Here is a 19,240-nt window from a genome sequence, read left to right on the forward strand (position 1 = left end):
CGTTCATACATACAGGTGTAGAATAAGTATAAAGCCACTGAAGTTACTGAGGGTCGATCATTAAATTTTTTATATATCTCGTATCGTGAGGTGTTTGTTTCATGAATAGACGATGCTTCGTAGTTAACTTAAAGGGACTTATAGGCTACGGCGAAGGACTGGTTTTGCAGGAAAAAGCCTTTGACAAGGTTGTTTCAGGAAAAGCTGACGGCATACTTTTGTTGCTCGAACACAAGCCCGTTTTTACCATAGGAAGGTCCGGCGGGAAGGAAAACCTGCTCGTCGATGAAAAATATCTTAAAACCGCGGGGATAGAGTTGTATGAGACGAACAGGGGAGGAAATATAACCTATCACGGTCCGGGGCAGATCGTGGCTTACCCGATCTTTGACTTGAAGAATTGGAAAAAAGACCTTCCCTGGTACGTCACGTGCCTTGAGGAAGTCATAATCAATGTGTTAAAAGATTACGGTATAAAGGCGGGCAGAAAGCCAAAATACAGGGGCGTTTGGGTCGGCGACAAAAAAATTGCAGCCATCGGCATAGCCGTGGCCAAATGGATAACGACACACGGTTTTGCCTTCAACGTAAAAGTAAACAAAGACCATTTCAACTTCATAAATCCCTGCGGAATAACCGAGTTTTCCGTTGTCTCCCTTGACGATTTCGTTAAAGACGTAAACTTTGACGAAGTGATGGAAAAGGTAAAGGATAACTTCTCAGTGGTCTTTGACACCAACTTTAAGGAAGCTTCAAGAAAGTGGCTTGAAAGCAATTAAACAGCAAATTGGCAGCGGTTTTGCGGGCTTTTTGTCGTCACTCCGATTCCAGCCCAACCAAATAACCGTATTTTTCGATGAAGTCCTGGGGCGTCATGTTGGCGATGCGGGCCATCTTGTTGACGAAGAATTTTGACTCAAAGTCATCCCGGGTGAGCCTGATCATGTATTCTCTGGCTATGCGGTACTGCAGGGAGTTAATGTCAACGGTTCTTATCTTCATCTTGCCTGTCGTGGGATCTACGATGTCATCGAACATGATAGGGGTTAATTGGTTATTTTGTATCGTTATTATTGCGTTGGTGCCGCCGTCTGCCAAAAACTTAAAGGCTCCGTAGCCTAAGTTGCGCGTGTATTCTACGTCGAAGGGGTTTGGGGGAGCGCATCTTACTTCGTATCCGATCTCTTTGTTTTGGACCGATATGGGAATGCCCATCTTTTTTAGCTCGCAGTTGAGCTGCTTTTTTAAGCACGTCGGAGAAGTTGATCTCGGCGTATCGGACGTGGCCGAAGTCGTCTTTTTCGATGCAGTCGATGGCTGACAAGTTCCTGTGAGGACACCTTCGATATCAGGCCCTCGGCGGCCACAATGAGGCCGTGATCTTTCTCGAGGGCGAGCCTTTTTATGATGGCGCCGCTCATTATGTCGATGACGTGTTGCAGGCTTATGGTTTCGCTTTCGAATTCCTCTGGTATGATTGTAGAGTGTGGCGCTTGCGCTTTTGCCTATACCTAAGGCCAAATGCCCGCTGGACGCGTCCCATGGTAACCACCAGAAACCAGCGTCCCATGGTCTTTGCGTCTTCCATGAGGTTCATCACCAGTTCCGCACCCAATGCCCTGGCCGTCTCAAAGCCGAAGGTGGGCAGGCCCTCCGGCAAAGGCAGGTCGTTATCTATGGTCTTTGGGGACGTGGACGAAGTGGATGTTTAACCCCAGCCTTTCTCTAGCGAACTCCGAGACCTTGTAGTGCAGCGTAGGCCGTGTCGTCCCCGCCGATGGTGACGATGTGGGTAACGCCCAGGTCTACTAGGTTTTCCACAACGGTGCGCATGGATCGCCTCGCTTTTGGTGGGGTTAAATCTGAGAGGTCCTGATGATACTTCCGCCTTCCTTGTGGATGCGGCTGACCTTGTCGATGGTAAGGGGGATGACCTTTTTGTTGGCCGTAGCAAGGCTGTGAAAATCCATCGCAGATGCCCAAGTACGTCCCAACCGTTGTTGCGAGCCTCTATGGTGACTGAAGCTATTACGTTGTTGATGCCCGGTGCGGGTCCTCCTCCGCAGATGAGGGCCAATGTGTTTTCCTGAAAATTCATAAGTCCATACCTCCTTTATTTACCGTATTTTAACTACATTTGTTTATTCTGTCTATCAGCGGATAAGTTCGCGGTCCCCTTATTTTTTCCCTTAAAAATATCCTACAAATATTTTACGCTACCATAAGTTCGGCCTGCCGATGGATCTGGTAGAATAATGCTATGGACAAAGGGATAATTGCGATTTACGAGGCTTTGCTTGATGCTTACGGCCCACAGGGATGGTGGCCCGTTGCAGGAAGTTACCACCAGGGAGACTACGGATATCCCAGAAACGAAGAAGAGGCCTTTGAGATCATCGTCAGGGGCGGTGCTCACGCAAAACACGGCCTGGACGTCGGTTGAGAGGGCGCTTGAAAATTTGAGGGGCATCGATGCGTTGAACCCTCATAAAATCCTTGCCTTAAGCTTGGACGCGCTTAAATCAGCCATAAGGCCCGCAGGGTTTTTCAACCAGAAGGCGATTTATTTGAGGGAAATGGCCGACTTTTTCGTGGTATTGAAGGGGAGGACGCCATCCAGAAAGGAGCTTATGTCCGTCAAAGGCGTGGGAAACGAGACGGCCGATTCGATCTTGCTTTACGCCTACAAACGGCCTGAGTTCGTCATAGATGCCTACACGAAGCGCATCGTTACTTCCTTGGGCCTTGCCGAAAGAAAAGCAGGCTACATGGAACTTAAAAATCTGTTTGAGTCAAACCTGCCCGAGGATGTCGCTATTTATCAGGAATATCACGCCCTGTTAGTTGAGCATGCAAAGCGGTTTTACAGCGGTAAAGCAAGAGCAGTCTTCGGTAACATCTGTGGACTTTTTAAGGGATTTGTCCTATTAGTGGCAGAATTTTGGCAAAGCCATAAGGCTTCGGCCTGAATACAGAGGACGCTTTTTGTAATAATTTTGTTATATTTGTTATAATAGTGAAAGTTGCGTAACCGCCTTAAATGGCTTTCGGCCAAAAGGGGCGGTTTGCTTTTTTATCAACGGAGGCGTGTCAAATTGAACTACATGATATTTGCTACGGTAAGCGTGGCTTTGATGCTTTCTTCGATCAGCGCTACGTCCATTGCCGTGGCTTTTCCCATAATCACGGCTTATTTCATGAGTGCCGCTTACAATTGCGGGCTGGATCATAAGCGTTTACCAGCTGGGCTTTACCGTTACGATGCCCATAATCGGCAAGGTAAGCGACGTGTTCAGCAGAAAGTCTACGTTTATAGTTGTGTTTGGTGCTCTTCGTCGTCTGCCTCTACTGCCGTGCGCCTGTTGTCAAAAACGTCGGGCTGTTGGTATTCTTCAGACTGCATTCAGGCCTTCGGAGGCGGGGGGTTCATGCCGTCGGCCGTCGGCATAATCTCCGAGGAATTTCCCGAGTCGAGGCAAAAGATGATCGGGCTGTTTCAGCAGCATCCTTCCAATAGGCCAGATCATCGGGCCGAACGTGGGTGGATGGCTGGTAGGTTCCTTCGGCTGGAGGTCCGTGTCTTCATGATCAACCTGCCCATGGGAGTCGTCGTCTTGCTGATGGCCTTGTCCGTTCTTTTGCTTCCGGCAGACGAGCGAAAAAGGGGTAGTATAGACTTCCTCGGCGCCGGGTTGGTTGGCGGGGTGGTGGCCTTGCAATGCTGATGCTTGGGCTGACGTTTTTGGGCTACGGCTCAGCGGCTAAAGGGGTGGGCATGGCCGTCCTTTCGTGGCGTCCGGTGATCTCTATGGCTTCTTGCTTTATAAGGCATGAACATAAGGGTTCGAAGGATCCCATCCTGGACCTCGATATCCTTGAAAAGAAAGCCCTTCGTTGCAGCCAATTTGTACAACCTCATCTACGGTGGTGCCGTGGTGGGCGTGCTGTCACTTATTCCTACGTACGCTACAGCGATCTATGACATGACGCCCTCCGAGTGCGGCCTGCTCCTTACGCCCAGGTCGGTGGCCATGATAATAGCCTCGGTTACTGACCAGCATCTTACATAATGAAGATGGGGCTATCGCTGGCCGCTTATCATTGGCGACAGCGGCGTACCGTTGTGCAGGCTTGTATTTCTTGGGCTTGGAGCCTGCAAGCGTGCTCTTTCTTGTACCTCATCATGCTTTCTGTTGGGCGTGGGTGTGGGGGTGTTGTCACCGACAGCAAACAACGCCTGTATTGAGCTTCTTCCCGACAAGGCTGCCACCATAACGGGCATAAGAGGCATGTTTCGCCAAATCGGTGGCGCTGCTAAGCGTCACCATAGCCACGCTGGTCGTCCAGACCGTTGGCGACCCTTCTCAGAGGCTACGCCATCGTGTTTTATTGGCCATTGCCATATGCCTTCGTCGCGGCCGTGCCCTTGATCTTCATGATGCCAAGCAGGCCAAGCATAGGCGTCGAACAAAGCGAATGTTCCTTAAAGCGTCTAAAACCAACTGCGAAAGAACGTGTTCAATGACAATACCTATAAAAGATTTTCACACCGCCCATGCAAGGCCTGCGAGAAATGCAGCCCCTAAACTTGTGGCTTCAAGGGAAAGCGGCCTTTAACTAAAGTGAGGCGGACTTTACATGCAAAGGGGATGCTACATCAATGTCTGTGGAAGATCGCATATACGAAGGGCTGATAAAGCTTGTTCGCATTCCAAGCGTCACGGGTTCCGACGGTGAAGTCGAGATAGCAAGGCACATATATGATAGCCTGAAGCAAGAACGCTACTTCATGGAACATCCAGGCCACTTAAATTTGGTGCCCGGCCCTGACGGCCATCGCCATTCAGTCGTTGCCTTGGTTCGCTCTTTTTTGAATGTGCCAGATACCGTCCTTTTCATCGGACATTTAGACGTGGTAGGAGCTGAGGTGTATGGAGATTTGGCGGACAAGGCCTTTGACCCTGAAGCTTTGATGCAGGTTATGGCGAGCCGGCCCATGGATGGGCAGGCAAGGGCAGACCTTGAAAGCGGCAACTGGATCTTTGGCCGTGGCGTCATGGACATGAAGTGCGGCGTGGCCCTGGAGCTTGACTTGCTCAAAGAATTTGCCCGTGATCCTTCGCTTTTTGGCGTAAATGTTGTCGTTGCCTTGGTCTTTGACGAGGAAGGATCAAGCCAGGGTATGATTTCGGCCTTGCCCTTTTTAGTTGATTTGGCCGAGCGGGAAGGCTTGAACTTTATCGGCGCCGTAAACACCGAGCCAACCGACGCCGGCCTTCCGGGTGCCTCAGGGCCGGGATATTTTTTAAGCACCATGGGAAAGGCCCTGGTAATGGCCTACGTCATAGGGAAAGAAGCACACGGTGGCAGCTATTTTGGCGGCCTTAGCGCGTCGCTTTTGCAGGACTTCATCGACCTGGAGATTGAAGCCCGTCCCGAGCTTCGAGACGTTCTTGGTGCAAGCGTTACCTTGCCGCCCTTTGCGCTCAACCGACAGATGCAGGCAGAAGGAAATTTATTCGGTTTCCATTCCCCACCTGAGCATGGCCTACTTCAACGTCTTTACCGTGACTCGAACGCCCGGTGACGTGCTTGGGCTATTTAAGGAGGCTACCGCCAGGGGTGCAAAAAGGGCCTTAGACTACATCGACGCTTCCTATAAGGAAATGAAGAATTTTGGCTACGCTGGAGCGGCACGGGAAAGAGGCGACGTTTCGATAATTGACTATGCGGACCTTCGCCGTCAGGCGGCCCGCAACTACCCCGGCGACTTTGAAAGGGCAGAACGCGAGATGGCCTTAAAGCTCAAATCATCAGGCAAGGACTTAAGGGAGCAAGGCATTGCCTTACTTGAATGGGAGATGTCCTGGCGGGACAAAAAAGAGCCTGCCATCATAATAGGGTTTCTGCCTCCGTTTATGCCCCATCGGTCAAGTTACGGCCGGACAGAAGTGGAACTGCGCTTTAATCGTGCTGTCGAGGCTACGGTATCTTACGCCGAAAACGTCTTTGGCAGGCCTTTGATGGAGTGTCCCGCCTTTGGGGGTTTGTGCGACTTAAGCTACATAGGTTGCGAGATAGACAAAGACGAAAGGCAGACCTTGAAGGAAAACACCCCCGGTTGGGGCGTTATATACGACCTTCCCTTTGATCTGATGGAAAAGCTTAACATGCCCATAATAAACTTGGGGCCGCTGGGAAGGGGAGCGCATACGTGGCTTGAAAGGCTGGAGCGGGATTACGCCCTGGGCGAGCTGCCTCAGCTGCTGCGACAGTTTCTAATACTTTTGGGGTCAGGTCTTTAGTTTTGAATTCGTATTTTACTCACATTACTAGAATAAATTCGTAAATCGCAATGATCAACTTTCGTAGTGTTCATGTATGTGCAAAAGTAAAATATGTAGTATATTTGATACATGGCACGACCATTGAGGGTTCAATTCGAGGGGGCAATATATCACATTACCTGTCGCGGAAACGCGAGAAACGACGTTTTCCTCGACACCAAGGATCGCACGATGTTTTTGGGTATGCTCGGCAAGACCATCGAGCGATACAATTGGCTGTGTCATGCTTACTGTTTAATGGATAACCATTACCACCTTTTAGTTGAAACACCGGACGCTAACATTTCAAAGGGGATGCATTACCTCAATTGTGTGTATACGATATATTTCAATCGCAATCACGATCGAGTTGGTCATGTACTGCAGGGCAGGTATAAGTCTATACTGGTAGAGCGTGACAGTCATTTGCTTGAGTTGACTCGGTATATTGTGCTGAATCCCGTGAGGGCGGGATTCGTAAAGCGACCAGAGGATTGGCCCTGGAGTAGCTACAGGGCGACAGCGGGGATTGAAGGCGCTCCACCCTTTTTGCATACTAGCTGGTTGCTGGATCAATTTGACAAAAACAGCGAGCGGGCAAGACAGCTATATCGGGCTTTCGTGGCAAATGATGGCAAAACAGGCCCGTGGGAAGAACTCAAAGGCGGGGTAGTGCTTGGCAGCGAAAATTTTCTTGATGCTGTGAAGCCTTTGTTAGACAACTATCAACAGGATAACGAGTATCCGATCTATCAAAGAAAGGCAGCACGTCCAACTTTGAAGGAGCTATTTGCCAATATTAAGATTGATGATAAGCGTGAGCGAAACGGCAAAATTTACGAGGCAGTCCGCGTACACGGTTACACGCAAACCGAAGTTGCAAGGTTTTTAGGCCTTCATTATTCCACCGTTAGTGTAATCTTAAAACAAAAGGACAGCAATTCCTAAACTTGAGCCTGCCCGTGGGGGTCAGGTCTTTATTTTTGATTTTCCTCATTGTTTGCTATTCCTTTGATTTAACAAATACTAATTTTAAGCACATAAAGCTTGAATATGCAGCGGTCATATTTGATATAGTTTTCGTTAACGATATTGTATGTCCACCCCCCGGCGTCAAATGCATTTCCCAAGGTAAGCCTATGAGATACGCTGTATGTTTGAGAAGGTTCAGTCCATACATTAAAAATGACCGCGCTGGTTACAATTCCTCCTTGTAATTATCACCATGATGCCAACATATAGCTGCGATAAATATTAGTCCGTTACATTATATTTTCAAGATTAAAGATCTGACCCTGATAGTTACCCGATGGGCTAATAAAAATTCAAAACTAAAGATCTGACCCCAAGGATTTGAGGAAGATTGCCGTGGCAAGCTTCATGCAGTCCTTGAAGTTCCAGGGGGAAAGGCCGGAGATGGACTCTAACTTTTTGAGGCGATAAAGAAGGGTGTTTCGGTGCAACGACAGGCTTTTTGCGGCTTCGTTCGTCTTGAATGAATGGTAGCACCAGGCGCAAAAGGTCTCGATGAGCTGATTAGAATCGGGATGAGCTGTCAGTTTGCCAAGGATTTGCACAACGAAGTCTTTTTGTTTCTTTAAAGGGATGGACGCTAGGGCGCATTCCATGATGATGTCGCTTGCAGAAAAGCAGCTCTCACCTTTTTGGCAAATCTTTTTGCCCAGGGTCAAGGCCTCTCTGGCCCTCCTGTAGGATTCGGCAAGCTCTCCGATGTCTTTAGCTGGTTGCCCGATGCCGATCGAGATGGCAATGCCTTCTTTGGAAAGCAAGCTCATGCATGAGCGGCACAGCGCGAAGACGTAACGTTCAAATTTGTCGTCGTCAAGTTTGCGGTTGTTTACGAGGAATGCGCATGCAGAGAAGCTGTTTAAGGGGCAGAAGACGTTTTTGGGATGGTGAAAGGCCACTTTTAAGCGGTCCAGCACACGGCGCATCGTGGATCCCACTTGTTCGCCGACGTAGGATTCAAGCTCTACGATCATCGCTATGCGGCACAGTTTTAAGGTCGTAGCCGAGCTCTTCGCCCTGCAGCAAAATAAGCGTCTCGTTTCCGTACGCAGGATTGAAGGACGCTATGCTTTCGGCCAAATCGCAGAGCGCCTTTTCGCGAAGCATGTTCTGCTGCATGAGGGCCTGTTGCCGTAACATTATTTCAGCCTGCTTTTGCACGAGCAACCCGAACTTTTTGACCTCATCGGGGTCGCCTGCTATGGCGATGGACCCGACAACTTCTTCAGCCAGTAAGATCGGCAGCGTGAAGCCAGGTTTTACTCCGGACATCTTTGAGGCCTCGGCTTCGGTTGTCACGAGGGACTTCTTTGATTTCATTACCTCAAGAGACGGTGTGTGGCAAACTCCGATTCGAGACACATCGTCGCACTCGATTATGACCCCTTTGTCGTCAGTCACCAGGACTCCGTGGCCGATGATGTCGCTTACCGTGACGGCAATATCCTGTGCCACCTGATTTAACATTTAACACACCTCTATCTCAGAGACATGGCAAATGCATTATGCATCCGCCTTATATAAAAATAATTATAGCATATATATTTATGCTATCACCCAATGTTTTTTGAGCATCGCTATTTTACAATATCTTTAAGTCATTACGCATGAGGAGGGCTTGTCATGCAGCTAAAGTTGCATAAGGTAAAGGTGCGCGACATCCGTTGGGACGACGTCACCAAGGTCCAAGAAGGAGTCTTGTACGTAGATAAGGCGTCCGCTTTAGAGGCGGTAACAGACGACGCCTTCGCCAAGGTCGACCTTGAGCTTGCAAGGCCTGGCGAAAGCATAAGGATAATCCCTGTCAAGGACTGCATCCAACCGAGGGTGAAGTTATCGGGCGGAAAGGAATACTTCCCCGGCTTTTGTGCCCCTTTACAAAGGACAGGAAGGGGCGCAACGCTTGTGCTTGACGGCGCTGCGGTCGTGACCTGTGGGTCCATCGTGGCCTTCCAGGAGGGTTTCATCGACATGAGCGGCCAAGGAGCACGCTACACGCCCTTTTCTGAAACTAACAACGTAGTCCTCGTCGTAGAGCCGACCGATGGCCTGGATAAGCACAAATACGAAGCTGCCCTGCGTATCGCAGGATTAAAGCTTGCCACATACTTGGCCAGGGCATGCATGGGCACAAAGGCAGACGAGGTGGCAACCTTCGAAAAGGGTTCGATCGCTGAAGAAAGCGCGAAATTCCCGGGCCTTCCAAAGATTCTTTACGTATGCATGTCCATAGCCCAAGGGCTGCTTCACGATACCTACGTCTACGGCACGGACGTAAAGATGAGCTTTCCTTTCTTGCTTCACCCAAACGAGGTCTTAGACGGCGCCGTCGTGTCGGGAAACTGCGTCTCTGCCTGCGACAAAAACACGACCTATCACCACGTAAATAACCCCGTCGTGCGCGACCTGTACGAGCGCCACGGCAAGGACATTAACTTCCTTGGCGTGGTGATCTCGCCCGAAAGCACCGTTTTGGCGGGAAAGGAAAGAAACGCCAGGATGAGCGCCGCCATAGGAGCAGAGCTTGGCGCTAGCGGGGCAGTCATAACCGAGGAAGGTTACGGCAACCCCGATACCGACCTTTGCCTTACGGCCAAATATTTCGAAGAAGCCGGCATCAGGACGGTCGTCATCTCAGACGAAGCAGCGGGCACGGACGGCAAAAGCCAGAGCTTGGCGGACGCGACGCCCGAGATGAATGCCTTTGTGTCGACGGGAAACGTCAACGAGATGATCGTCGTCCCGCCGGTGCAAAAGGTGATCGGCGACGCCAAGGCAATAGCCCTGCTTTCGGGCGGTTCTGCCGAATCCTTGCTGGAAGACGGCTCCATGTACGTTGAGCTTCAGTCCGTCATCGGCTCAACGGTGGAAATTGGCTACAGCCAGGTCGGCTGCGAGTGGGTATAAGGGGGGAAGTGCGATGTCTTACCGCGTGGTTTGCTACATAAACCAATTTTACGGAGGAAAGGGAGGAGAGGAAGTTGCCGATTTCAAGCCCGAGCTCGTCGAAGGTCCCGTGGGGCCGGGGCTTGAGCTTCAAAGGTTATTTGGCGACGAAGCAAGGGTAATAGGCACCGTTATCTGCGGCGACGGCTGCTACGCCGAGCACATCGAAAAAGCCCGTGTCGAGTGTTTGAAGATCGTCGAAGAGTTAAAACCAGACCTTTTCATCGCAGGTCCGGCTTTCAACGCCGGTCGCTACGGTGTGGCCTGTGGCGACATATGTGCTGCCGTAACGCAAAGCTTAGGCATACCTTCCCTAACGGGCATGTTTCCCGAAAACCCGGGCGTTGAGCTGTACCGTGCCCAAACGTTCATCGTTAAAACCGAGGGCAGCGCCAGGGGCATGAAGCAGGCGTTGACGAGCATGGCGCGCCTCGGCCTTAAGCTGTTAAAAGGCGAGCTGCTCGGCCCTGCATACGAAGAAGGCTACATCCACCGCGGCATACGCAAGAACTTCTTCAAGGAAAAAAGAGGATCGCTTCGGGCCATCGACATGCTGCTTCAAAAAATCGCAGGGCAAGAATTTCGCACGGAATACGAGATGCCCGCCTTTAAAAAGATCCCTCCAGCGCCTCCGATCAAGGACATTAAACATGCAACCATAGCCTTGGTCACATCGGGCGGGATCGTGCCTAGGGGCAACCCCGACAGGCTTCGCGTTTCCTCGGCCGAAAGTTATGCCAAATACGACATCTCGAGGCTGGATGACTTGACTCCCGACGAATTTGAGTCGATCCACGGAGGATACGACCGGATGTGGGCAAACTTAGACCCCGACGTGGTAGTGCCCTTAGACGTCATGAGGGAGCTTGAAGGGGAAGGGGTGTTTGGAAAACTTCATCTTTATTTATACACGACCACAGGAACGGGGACGTCAGTCGCGAACGCCGAGCGCTTTGGCCAAGAGATAGGCCGCGAACTGAAAGAAGCAGGTGTGGACGGCGTAATTTTGACCTCCACCTGAGGGACGTGCACGCGATGCGGCGCATCGATGACGAGGGAAATAGAAAGGGTGGCACAAAATCCCCGTTGCCCAGATAGCGACGATAGTGCCCATAATGCTTACCGTGGGGGCCAATCGGATCGTGCCGGGCGTTGCCATACCTCATCCTGTTGGCAACCCCGAGGCAGGCCCAGAGGAGGACAAAAAGACGAGAAGAAAACTCGTGCTTCGGGCTTTAAAGGCTTTGCAGACAGATATATCCGAACAGACAATATTCGAATCCTAACCCAGCGGGGTCTACTTTAATCGGTAACCGCCTTATGATCAGGCTCGTGAATTAACCGCCCCGTTCTGATGACGCTAAAGGCGAAGATGCTGTCCGTTATGTTTAAGGGGACCACCTGGAAGGGGTGCCCTTAATGCCGAGCAAGGGTCCCCTTTATGCGATCTTCGTCAATGCGGACCATGCTTCTCAATTTGCTTTTCTCCTTTGATAGGGGGTCTTTATGTAATTGAATCCAAAAAAGATGGCGAAAACGAAGGTATTCTTCGAGATCATTTTCTAATTTTTCGTCAATTACTTGAGGTCGGATCCCTTCTATTGGAATTGTCATCCTTTTGAGCAGTTGAATATGCCAACCTTCGCCTGCAGGTAAGTCTTGGTCTATCTTTATTGCAATTTGGCTAAATATTTTTTCGACTCCAGTATAAAAGTCGTGAAGCAAGCTGCCGACCGCACGCGTTCTTGCGATTGACCTCTCTTTTGTTGCTGTAAGTATGTCGTCTAATTCTTTGGCTAATCTTTTGAGGTTGCGTAATTCATGGTCGATATCTGCTTTTAGCGCAGCAAATCTAGTCATCAATAATTACCCCTTCTTTTAATATTCGACTCAAAAAAACAGGTTCGACATCTTCTAAAGGAATCAAATCCAACTCCAAGCCGGCGGGCAGTTCACGCCAAAGTTCAGCAAGAGCCTTAAAATAGAGGTGCGACGGAAGCCCTTCGACTGCGAGGTCAATATCGGATCTTTCGTGAAAATCCTCAGGATTGGCAAGAGAGCCGATCAGATAGACTCTGCGGACCCTGTATTTGTCGTAAAGTATGTGCGCACATTTGCGCGCAGCAATATAGGCTTCACGCATTCGTTTGCATCTGCTTTTTCTTTCGATCTCGAGCCTCTCAGTCCAACCTGCAGTAAATGCATCTGTATCCATTTTGATGTCTCCCTTAAGCTTCTTTCTTTAAAGACATTATAGCAATTATATTAACAATCATGACAATCTGTGGGGTCAGGTCTTTATTTTTGATTTTCCTCATTATTTCGCTATTCCTTTGATTTAACAAATACGGATTTTAAGCACGTAAAGCTTGAATATGCAGCGGTCATATTTGATATAGTTTTCGTTATCGATATTGTATGCTCGCACCCGGGGGCAAATGTATTTCCCAAGGTAAGCCTATGAGATATGCTGTATGTTTGAAAATTTTCAGTCCATACAATAAAAATGACCGCGCTGGTTACAATTACTCCTTGTAATTAACACCATAATGCCAATACATAGCTGCGATAGATATTAGTCCGTTAAATTATATTTTCAAGATTAAAGATCTGACCCTGATAGTTACCCGATGGGCTAATAAAAATTCAAGATTAAAGATCTGACCCCAAGGACATAAATTCTTTTGCTGTTACGATCTTAATATCTTTGTATTCCTTCAATTTCAACAGATGATGGTCTCCAGAAACGATGAACTTGCATTCGCCGGCTAAGGCGCATTCTATGAAGATATTATCTTTAGGATCGTCTTCGATCAAGCAGATTTTTCTTTCGGGTCTACCAATACTACATGCTCAAAGGATAGCATCGTGTGAATTAGATTTAGCCTTTCTTCTGTAGTGCCCAGGGCCGAAAATTTATCTCTCACCATGACCTCGCAGTATTCTTGAATGATCTCACTGCTCACTGTAGGCTCAAAGTTCTTGGCAATCCAACTGTCGATTACATTGGCTGGATAACTTTCCCTGCTTATGAAACCTGAAAGTAGCACATTCGTATCTACTACAATGCGCATCACGAATTCCTTGTTTTTTCGATCTCTTCCTCTACATCTGCCTCGGTCAGTCCGGCCTTTGAGGCTCTGTCTCTGAATTTGTTGACCAATAGGGAAACTTCAAGCCGCTTTGCTTTTTCGGTCAGTTCTTTTAATTCCCTGTATTTTGAATAACTGAGCAAAACGCCCTTTAGCTTTGACCTTGATGAAATGACGAAGGTTTCGCCCTTTTCTGCCTCATCCAAATATTTGCCCAACTTTGGCCTTAATTCGTTTACGCCTATTACTTTTTCCATTATTAGCACCTCCATCGACTGCCAAATAAGATAATCTTCAGCCTATATTATAACATGTTTGTTAACATGGATGTTAACATTATTGTTTATTGTTTTCACAATATTTCCTTCAGGCATTCGATGCACCGCGGGTAATTTCCCCCTATCGACGGCTTGCGACCTCTATGAAATTGGTCATTATTCCATGGTCTCGTTCTTAGATCAAACGCCTGTGTTTTATCACGTTGAAAGCGAAAATACAGTTTGTTATGTTCAACGGAACAATTTGAAAGGGATGGCCCCCTAAACTGTCGAGACGACAAGTGCCCAAAGCCGAACCACGTTCTGCTTTAACTAAACCTTTTTTAAATTGGCCGGGCATGGTATATTTGTAACGTCAAACGAAACAAACTCTGCGAGAATGGGGGAGGATGCCCGTGAACCTGGTTGAGACTTTTGTCAGCTTAAACCCAATTGTGCAGGCGTTATTGGCCACGTTTTTTACCTGGGGTGTGACGGCCCTTGGTGCTTCGGCGGTCTTTTTGACCAAAGAGGTGAGCAAAAAACTGCTCGACAGCATGCTTGCCTTTGCCGGGGGCGTCATGATAGCTGCAAGCTACTGGTCTCTGCTTGCGCCTGCCATCGAGATGTCCGAAGGAAAGGACATTCCGTCGTGGGTTCCGCCTGCCGTAGGGTTTTTGGCCGGCGGAGCCTTCATGCGGGCCATCGACATGGTCCTTCCCCACCTTCACATAGGGTTGGAAAGGTCCGACGCCGAGGGAATCCAGACATCGTGGCGGCGCAGCACCTTGCTGGTGCTTGCCATAACGCTTCATAACATCCCCGAAGGCCTGGCCGTTGGCGTCGCCTTTGGAGCGCTTGCATACGGGCTGCCAACGGCATCGCTGGCCGGAGCCGTATCTTTGGCGTTGGGCATCGGCCTTCAGAATTTCCCTGAAGGCTTTGCCGTATCCATGCCTTTGCGCCGCGAGGGCATTTCTCCAAGAAAATGCTTTATGATGGGTCAAATGTCGGCGGTGGTCGAACCCATTGCAGGCGTCATAGGTGCCTGGGCCGTCATGATCGCCCAGCCAATCCTTCCTTACGCGCTTGCTTTTGCGGCAGGAGCGATGATATTCGTGGTCGTCGAAGAGGTCATCCCCGAAGCACAGCGCAGCGGTGAAACCAACATCACCACCATGGCCGCCATGCTTGGCTTTACCATAATGATGATTTTGGACGTGGCGCTGGGGTAGACGTTAAAATAAAGTTTTATTTTCGGTAAATGCTATAGGTTAAGTAAAGCATTACGAAGTCCAAATTTTGCCAGATAAAAGCGAGGGGGAAATTATGCTTCGAGTAGGTGTATTACAACTTGACGTTCAAGCGGGTAATAGAGAAGCAAACTTCATACGCGTAAAAGAATGTATAGAAAGGTCATGGGTTCCATCTGAATTGCCGACGGCGATCGTACTTCCAGAACTTTGGGATACCGGTTATGCTTTGGATAAAGCTAACATGCTTGCCTCAGTTAAAGGAAACGAGACCGCCTCTTTTTTGGGAGAATTAGCAAGGAAATACGGCGTTTGGTTCATCGGTGGTTCCACCTTGGCCAAAACAGAAAGAGGTGTTACGAACAGAGCTCAGGTAATAGATCCGCAAGGCAAGCTGATCGCCTTTTATGATAAAGTGCATTTGTTCCCATTGATGGAAGAAGACAAATATCTAGTGGCGGGAGATAGGGATTGCATATTCGACTGGGAAGGCGTAAGTGCAGGATGTGTAATATGCTACGACCTGCGATTCTGCGAATGGATGAGATGTTATGCCTTAAAGGGGGTGAAACTTCTTTTCATAAGTGCCGAATGGCCATCTGCACGGGCAAAGCATTGGGAAATACTGCTTAAAGCGAGGGCCATAGAAAATCAAGTATTCGTTATATCGTGTAATAGGTGCGGAGTCACAACGGAAAATACCTTTGATGGGAGGTCGCTGGTCGTCGATCCATGGGGTGAGGTTTTGTTAGATGCCGGGAGCAAAGAAGGTTTGTATTTCGTCGACATTGATCCTGACAAAGTTCTTGAAGCAAGAACCAAAGTTCCAGTATTCAAAGATAGGGTGCCAGCTCTTTATGATTATATCACTATGATTTGATCGTATTGTTAAAGCCTCTCTTTTAATTATGCATATTTTAATTTCTCATATGATTGAGGGTCTACCATTACAAAAGCCACTAAATAAGCTGTAGGTCCCAAGGGGTTTGTTAGTAAGTGGTAAAACCTATGGCTGAATTAGTGGAATAATAGAAGAGATGAATTTCTCGAAATCGCCAAGTTGTTCGGTTATTATGTCATACAGCACTTCAGGCGGTACGTCATCGTAACCATGAACTAAACGGTTACGGAGGCCTATCATTGCAGAATAAGTGTCAAAATCAGAAGATGGAATAATGCCTTTCGTATTAAGCATTTTGAACGCATCCCTAGCATCACATGGTGGATAGTTGAAGTTTTTGGCAGTGATATGATAGGCAATATCTATCATTGCTTCGATGCTTGTTTGTAGCAAATACTTTAAGGCGGAAAGTTTCAAAGGATCTCCAATTATATCTTGTCGGCTGTAAGTTTTGGTTATGTTGTTTATAGTGCTTATCTGCTGGCGAATATAGGCTATCTTTCTTCTGACCCGTTCCGTATCGAGAGTCATCATTATGCCCCCACTATTTCCTTTAGATATTTGATGTAACGCGGGTAATTTTCACTGTATCGACGGCTTATTATCTCCGTGAAATCGGTCACCGCCTCATGATCAGGCTCGTGAATTAACCGCCCCTTTCTGATGACGTTAAAGGCGAAGATGCAGTCCGTTATGTTTAAGGGGACAACCTGGAAGGGGTGTCCATCGATGGGGTCAAGGCGTATCTCCGCGGCAAGGGCTATGTCTAAATAATATTTGTCCAGCTTGCCGTAAAGGGGTTTTATGACCAGGCCGATATCTATATCGCTGTCGGGGCGACACAACTCAAGGGCAGATCCAAAGAGGTAAACTCCGGCAATTTCTTTCATATCCATTAATGCCGAACCGACAGCTTCTTTTATGCGATCTTCGTCAATGCGAACCATGCTTCTCAATTTGCTTTTCTCCCCTTTTGATCTTGTAATTCCACGTTTTTATTATACATGCAAGTGGCAATCGAGTAGGTCATCCTCGAAGCACGGCGTGGCAGTGAAATCAACATCACTACCAGGCTACCATGTTTGGACTTGCCATAATGATAGTTATGGATGTGGGGCTAGGGTAAAAAAACGGGGAGATACATTCCGATCTCCCCTTATGTCAAGACCTGCTTATTTAACGGCTTTTATCACGGCGCTGCCGAAGGCCCCGTCGAGCAGGTCGAGATCGGCAGAATCGATCTTTGCCTCGTCTCCGAGCATGGATTTTATCACGTCTTTGGTATACACGTGTTCCAGGGAAATCGTGACGTCCTTAAAGCCGACGTGGGCAAGCGTTTTGTTCAATTCGTCGACGGGCATGGAGCCGGCTATGCATGACACCCAAAGATCTGTCATTTGTCTGACGCGGTCGGGCACCTCCTTTAAAGTAACTATGTCTGCTATGGACAGGTGCCCGCCCTTCTTTATGACCCTGTAGATTTCCCTGAAGACCTTCTCCTTATCCTCCGACAGGTTCACGACGCAGTTTGAAATGACCACGTCGACGGATTCGTCGGGCAAGGGGATATCTTCGATGTAGCCTTTAATCAGCTCCACGTTCGTAAGGCCCGCCTTTTTTCTGTTTTCCTCGGCGAGGGCAAGCATGTCGTCTGTCATGTCAAGGCCGTAAACCTTTCCCCTGTCTCCGACAGATCTTTGCTGCCAAAAATGCGTCGATTCCGCCGCCGCTTCCCAAATCGAGCACCACGTCGCCTTCCTTTAGATCGGCGAATACCAGCGGATTGGCACACCCCTGAGAGGCCGCCAACGCCTCCTCAGGCAGACCCTCGAGAAACTCTTCGCCGTAAATGAGCGGTGCGTTTGCGATGGGCCCGCAGCATGAGCCGCTGCAGCAACAGGAATTTCCCTCTTTTGCGTTTTTAGCTAACTTCCCGTAAAAATCTTGTATCTGCTTTTTTATCTCTTCACTCACAGTAACAACCTCCCGATCTTTGGGTTACTATTTTATTATACAGGGTTTAAATAAAGGTGTGTCGCTCAAATTTTCTATAGGCGCTACGTCTTTTCTTTTGTAATATGTGATAAAATATTTTGGCATTTTATGCCCTGTTTCTTTTTTTGTGCGTAAGTGATACTAATTATCTGACATAATGGAGGATGAAACGATGAATGAATCCCTTGCTAAAATCCCTTCGTGGCCGATGTCTTTAATTGCTTTTGGGTTTTACTTTTCCCTCTTTTTAGATCCCTGGGGTCCCATTCCCAGGTATTTTGGTTGGCTTTTATCGATCATCGGGATAGTCGGTCTGTTTATCCTTCAAGGCTCGAAGCTTCGAAGGCCGGTTTTGGACCCTGCGGTAAAAATCATTATATATATAATGATAATATGGTCTGTTTTTACCACGCTGCTTAATTTTTACGGATGGTACCATTTTGGCAAGGGGGTATCAAACCCTTTGGAGGCTGTCTTTGGCATATGGCTGACGGCGTTCGTCGTGTCTAAAGAAGGTACGGGGCGTTTTCAAAAGGTGTGGTGGGCTTCCAGCGTCCTGATATTTGTAGCATGTATTTTGCAGGCAGTGAATGTGCTTAAGTTTAGCGTCTTTTCTCATCACAACACCCTTGGTTTGTATGCCGTCGTGACCCTTCCCATGTCACTTAACTTTGCAGTTCGAAGATATGACAGAAGGCTGCTATACGTCATTTCTTCTTTGACGGTTGTCCTTAATTTAATAGCGCTTTTTCTAAGTTTTAGCTCCGGCCCCTGGCTGGTAGGCGGGATAGAGATCTTGCTTTTCTTGATAATAGCTCGCCCTGGGAAATATGGTTTATATAAGGGGTTATTAATTCCCCTTTTAATTACGGCCATTCTGGGATTTTCGTTTGCTTTAATTCAACCTACTTACCTTGACCTCTTTAAACGAGAGATATCTCAATTGATTTCTTTCTCGGGGGATTTCTCAAAATTTACCACCAATCGCACGCGCATATGGGAAAAAACGGCGCACTTGATCTCCCAAAAGCCCATTACGGGATGGGGATGGATTAGATACAAGACCTTGTTTTTGATGAGTAATTTTGAAGCGATACCAGGAGTAGGCATTCCCGTTGAGCCTCACAACATGTACATTCAGCTGCTGACTTATGGAGGTTTTCCGCTTCTTATCGTCGTCGTGGGCTTGATGCTTCGCGGCGCATGGCTTGCCTGGATGAAATTTAAAAGCTGTAAAGGCGAAAATAAGTATCTTTACGCTGCAGTCCTTGCCACAATATTGGCTATCTTGGTCTATAGCATGGGGGGAAGTATATTTCCCGCAAGACAAAAGATCGGCTTTCTTTTCTGGGCCTTGTATGGCATCGCTGCAGCACTGCCGGAAAGGGGCAAAGATAAGGCTTGAAATGAGTTGTTATGGTAAAATCTTGATATTTGACCT

Annotated in this window: 28 protein-coding genes and 1 pseudogene; 15 read left to right on the forward strand and 14 right to left on the reverse strand. The window is 48.2% G+C overall.

Features of this window, described 5'->3' with window-relative positions; all coding sequences use genetic code 11:
- Positions 1 to 101 precede the first annotated feature (101 nt).
- Positions 102 to 779: a lipoyl(octanoyl) transferase LipB gene (lipB, locus tag AC5SXE_RS04350; RefSeq protein ID WP_323720690.1), complete on the forward strand. Its 678-nt coding sequence runs from the start codon at positions 102 to 104 to the stop codon at positions 777 to 779.
- 37 nt (positions 780 to 816) lie between these two features.
- Here lipB and AC5SXE_RS04355 read toward each other — a convergent pair whose 3' ends face one another.
- Positions 817 to 1,215, reverse strand: a complete 399-nt coding sequence (locus AC5SXE_RS04355) for a hypothetical protein (protein ID WP_493916717.1) — start codon at positions 1,213 to 1,215, stop codon at positions 817 to 819.
- A 161-nt stretch (positions 1,216 to 1,376) separates the two neighbouring features.
- Between AC5SXE_RS04355 and AC5SXE_RS04360 the strand changes: the two genes are divergently transcribed.
- Entirely contained in the window at positions 1,377 to 1,712 is a 336-nt protein-coding gene (locus tag AC5SXE_RS04360; RefSeq protein ID WP_493916718.1) for a hypothetical protein, read from the forward strand.
- Between the two features lie 144 nt (positions 1,713 to 1,856).
- On the opposite strand, the gene AC5SXE_RS04365 is transcribed toward AC5SXE_RS04360, so the two are convergent.
- Positions 1,857 to 1,994 (reverse strand): hypothetical protein, encoded by a 138-nt coding sequence (locus AC5SXE_RS04365; protein ID WP_493916719.1) that lies wholly within the window; start codon positions 1,992 to 1,994, stop codon positions 1,857 to 1,859.
- A gap of 266 nt (positions 1,995 to 2,260) precedes the next feature.
- On the opposite strand from AC5SXE_RS04365, the gene AC5SXE_RS04370 reads away from it, so the two are divergent.
- The 4 genes from AC5SXE_RS04370 (at position 2,261) to AC5SXE_RS04385 (ending at position 3,982) form a co-directional block, all read left to right on the forward strand.
- Positions 2,261 to 2,443 (forward strand): hypothetical protein, encoded by a 183-nt coding sequence (locus AC5SXE_RS04370; RefSeq protein ID WP_493916720.1) that lies wholly within the window; start codon positions 2,261 to 2,263, stop codon positions 2,441 to 2,443.
- Positions 2,409 to 2,969: an endonuclease III domain-containing protein gene (locus AC5SXE_RS04375; protein ID WP_493916721.1), complete on the forward strand. Its 561-nt coding sequence runs from the start codon at positions 2,409 to 2,411 to the stop codon at positions 2,967 to 2,969. Before AC5SXE_RS04370 ends, AC5SXE_RS04375 begins: the two co-directional genes overlap by 35 nt.
- Before the next feature lie 126 nt (positions 2,970 to 3,095).
- Positions 3,096 to 3,725 carry a hypothetical protein gene (locus AC5SXE_RS04380; protein ID WP_493916722.1) on the forward strand — a complete coding sequence of 210 codons (630 nt, stop codon included), beginning with the start codon at positions 3,096 to 3,098 and terminating at the stop codon, positions 3,723 to 3,725.
- Positions 3,719 to 3,982, forward strand: a complete 264-nt coding sequence (locus tag AC5SXE_RS04385; RefSeq protein ID WP_493916723.1) for a hypothetical protein — start codon at positions 3,719 to 3,721, stop codon at positions 3,980 to 3,982. The genes AC5SXE_RS04380 and AC5SXE_RS04385 overlap by 7 nt, the downstream gene beginning before the upstream one ends.
- A 99-nt stretch (positions 3,983 to 4,081) precedes the next feature.
- Here the strand turns inward: AC5SXE_RS04385 and AC5SXE_RS04390 are convergent, their stop codons facing one another.
- A complete protein-coding gene (locus tag AC5SXE_RS04390; protein ID WP_493916724.1) occupies positions 4,082 to 4,282 on the reverse strand; it encodes a hypothetical protein in 201 nt (66 codons plus the stop codon).
- A 69-nt stretch (positions 4,283 to 4,351) separates the two neighbouring features.
- Here AC5SXE_RS04390 and AC5SXE_RS04395 point away from each other — a divergent pair, with 69 nt between their 5' ends.
- The 4 genes from AC5SXE_RS04395 to AC5SXE_RS04410 all read left to right on the forward strand — a co-directional run bounded on the left by AC5SXE_RS04395 (position 4,352) and on the right by AC5SXE_RS04410 (position 7,274).
- Entirely contained in the window at positions 4,352 to 4,525 is a 174-nt protein-coding gene (locus tag AC5SXE_RS04395) for a hypothetical protein (RefSeq protein WP_493916725.1), read from the forward strand.
- Between the two features lie 135 nt (positions 4,526 to 4,660).
- On the forward strand, positions 4,661 to 5,587 hold the full coding sequence (locus AC5SXE_RS04400; protein WP_493916726.1) for a M20/M25/M40 family metallo-hydrolase: 927 nt from the start codon (positions 4,661 to 4,663) through the stop codon (positions 5,585 to 5,587).
- Positions 5,544 to 6,305: a hypothetical protein gene (locus AC5SXE_RS04405; protein WP_493916727.1), complete on the forward strand. Its 762-nt coding sequence runs from the start codon at positions 5,544 to 5,546 to the stop codon at positions 6,303 to 6,305. The genes AC5SXE_RS04400 and AC5SXE_RS04405 overlap by 44 nt, the downstream gene beginning before the upstream one ends.
- A 111-nt stretch (positions 6,306 to 6,416) precedes the next feature.
- Positions 6,417 to 7,274, forward strand: a complete 858-nt coding sequence (locus tag AC5SXE_RS04410; RefSeq protein ID WP_493916728.1) for an REP-associated tyrosine transposase — start codon at positions 6,417 to 6,419, stop codon at positions 7,272 to 7,274.
- Positions 7,275 to 7,657: 383 nt separating this feature from the next.
- Here AC5SXE_RS04410 and AC5SXE_RS04415 read toward each other — a convergent pair whose 3' ends face one another.
- The gene (locus tag AC5SXE_RS04415; protein ID WP_493916729.1) at positions 7,658 to 8,329 is read right to left on the reverse strand and encodes a PucR family transcriptional regulator; all 672 of its coding nucleotides are present in this window, start codon (positions 8,327 to 8,329) and stop codon (positions 7,658 to 7,660) included.
- On the reverse strand, positions 8,313 to 8,822 hold the full coding sequence (locus tag AC5SXE_RS04420) for a sugar diacid recognition domain-containing protein (protein WP_493916730.1): 510 nt from the start codon (positions 8,820 to 8,822) through the stop codon (positions 8,313 to 8,315). The genes AC5SXE_RS04415 and AC5SXE_RS04420 overlap by 17 nt, the downstream gene beginning before the upstream one ends.
- A gap of 156 nt (positions 8,823 to 8,978) precedes the next feature.
- Here AC5SXE_RS04420 and AC5SXE_RS04425 point away from each other — a divergent pair, with 156 nt between their 5' ends.
- Together AC5SXE_RS04425 and AC5SXE_RS04430 are read left to right on the forward strand one after the other, a co-directional pair.
- On the forward strand, positions 8,979 to 10,262 hold the full coding sequence (locus AC5SXE_RS04425; RefSeq protein WP_493916731.1) for a glycine/sarcosine/betaine reductase component B subunit: 1,284 nt from the start codon (positions 8,979 to 8,981) through the stop codon (positions 10,260 to 10,262).
- A 13-nt stretch (positions 10,263 to 10,275) separates the two neighbouring features.
- Positions 10,276 to 11,587, forward strand: a pseudogene (locus AC5SXE_RS04430) (glycine/betaine/sarcosine/D-proline family reductase selenoprotein B).
- A gap of 130 nt (positions 11,588 to 11,717) precedes the next feature.
- Here the strand turns inward: AC5SXE_RS04430 and AC5SXE_RS04435 are convergent.
- The 5 genes from AC5SXE_RS04435 to AC5SXE_RS04455 all read right to left on the reverse strand — a co-directional run bounded on the left by AC5SXE_RS04435 (position 11,718) and on the right by AC5SXE_RS04455 (position 13,650).
- Entirely contained in the window at positions 11,718 to 12,161 is a 444-nt protein-coding gene (locus tag AC5SXE_RS04435; protein WP_493916732.1) for a ribonuclease toxin HepT-like protein, read from the reverse strand.
- A complete protein-coding gene (locus AC5SXE_RS04440; protein WP_493916733.1) occupies positions 12,154 to 12,516 on the reverse strand; it encodes a nucleotidyltransferase family protein in 363 nt (120 codons plus the stop codon). Before AC5SXE_RS04440 ends, AC5SXE_RS04435 begins: the two co-directional genes overlap by 8 nt.
- 437 nt (positions 12,517 to 12,953) lie before the next feature.
- On the reverse strand, positions 12,954 to 13,118 hold the full coding sequence (locus tag AC5SXE_RS04445; protein ID WP_493916734.1) for a PIN domain-containing protein: 165 nt from the start codon (positions 13,116 to 13,118) through the stop codon (positions 12,954 to 12,956).
- Positions 13,115 to 13,375, reverse strand: coding sequence for a putative toxin-antitoxin system toxin component, PIN family (locus AC5SXE_RS04450; RefSeq protein ID WP_493916735.1), 261 nt, complete (start codon positions 13,373 to 13,375; stop codon positions 13,115 to 13,117). Before AC5SXE_RS04450 ends, AC5SXE_RS04445 begins: the two co-directional genes overlap by 4 nt.
- The gene (locus AC5SXE_RS04455; RefSeq protein ID WP_493916736.1) at positions 13,375 to 13,650 is read right to left on the reverse strand and encodes a type II toxin-antitoxin system Phd/YefM family antitoxin; all 276 of its coding nucleotides are present in this window, start codon (positions 13,648 to 13,650) and stop codon (positions 13,375 to 13,377) included. The genes AC5SXE_RS04450 and AC5SXE_RS04455 overlap by 1 nt, the downstream gene beginning before the upstream one ends.
- A gap of 410 nt (positions 13,651 to 14,060) precedes the next feature.
- On the opposite strand from AC5SXE_RS04455, the gene AC5SXE_RS04460 reads away from it, so the two are divergent.
- Both AC5SXE_RS04460 and AC5SXE_RS04465 read left to right on the forward strand, forming a co-directional pair.
- Entirely contained in the window at positions 14,061 to 14,885 is an 825-nt protein-coding gene (locus AC5SXE_RS04460; protein ID WP_493916737.1) for a ZIP family metal transporter, read from the forward strand.
- 94 nt (positions 14,886 to 14,979) lie between these two features.
- A complete protein-coding gene (locus AC5SXE_RS04465; protein WP_493916738.1) occupies positions 14,980 to 15,783 on the forward strand; it encodes a carbon-nitrogen family hydrolase in 804 nt (267 codons plus the stop codon).
- A 126-nt stretch (positions 15,784 to 15,909) separates the two neighbouring features.
- Here the strand turns inward: AC5SXE_RS04465 and hepT are convergent, their stop codons facing one another.
- From hepT to AC5SXE_RS04485, 4 genes are all read right to left on the reverse strand, one after another.
- Positions 15,910 to 16,335 (reverse strand): type VII toxin-antitoxin system HepT family RNase toxin, encoded by a 426-nt coding sequence (hepT, locus tag AC5SXE_RS04470; protein ID WP_493916739.1) that lies wholly within the window; start codon positions 16,333 to 16,335, stop codon positions 15,910 to 15,912.
- A 2-nt stretch (positions 16,336 to 16,337) separates the two neighbouring features.
- Positions 16,338 to 16,751: a nucleotidyltransferase domain-containing protein gene (locus AC5SXE_RS04475; RefSeq protein WP_493917277.1), complete on the reverse strand. Its 414-nt coding sequence runs from the start codon at positions 16,749 to 16,751 to the stop codon at positions 16,338 to 16,340.
- Positions 16,752 to 16,976: 225 nt separating this feature from the next.
- Positions 16,977 to 17,462 carry a methyltransferase domain-containing protein gene (locus AC5SXE_RS04480; RefSeq protein WP_493916740.1) on the reverse strand — a complete coding sequence of 162 codons (486 nt, stop codon included), beginning with the start codon at positions 17,460 to 17,462 and terminating at the stop codon, positions 16,977 to 16,979.
- A gap of 1 nt (position 17,463) precedes the next feature.
- Positions 17,464 to 17,778 carry a hypothetical protein gene (locus tag AC5SXE_RS04485; RefSeq protein ID WP_493916741.1) on the reverse strand — a complete coding sequence of 105 codons (315 nt, stop codon included), beginning with the start codon at positions 17,776 to 17,778 and terminating at the stop codon, positions 17,464 to 17,466.
- Between the two features lie 193 nt (positions 17,779 to 17,971).
- Between AC5SXE_RS04485 and AC5SXE_RS04490 the strand changes: the two genes are divergently transcribed.
- Positions 17,972 to 19,204 carry an O-antigen ligase family protein gene (locus AC5SXE_RS04490; protein ID WP_493916742.1) on the forward strand — a complete coding sequence of 411 codons (1,233 nt, stop codon included), beginning with the start codon at positions 17,972 to 17,974 and terminating at the stop codon, positions 19,202 to 19,204.
- The last annotated feature ends 36 nt before the right edge of the window (positions 19,205 to 19,240 follow it).

It is taken from the genome of Acetomicrobium sp., from assembly GCF_059026225.1.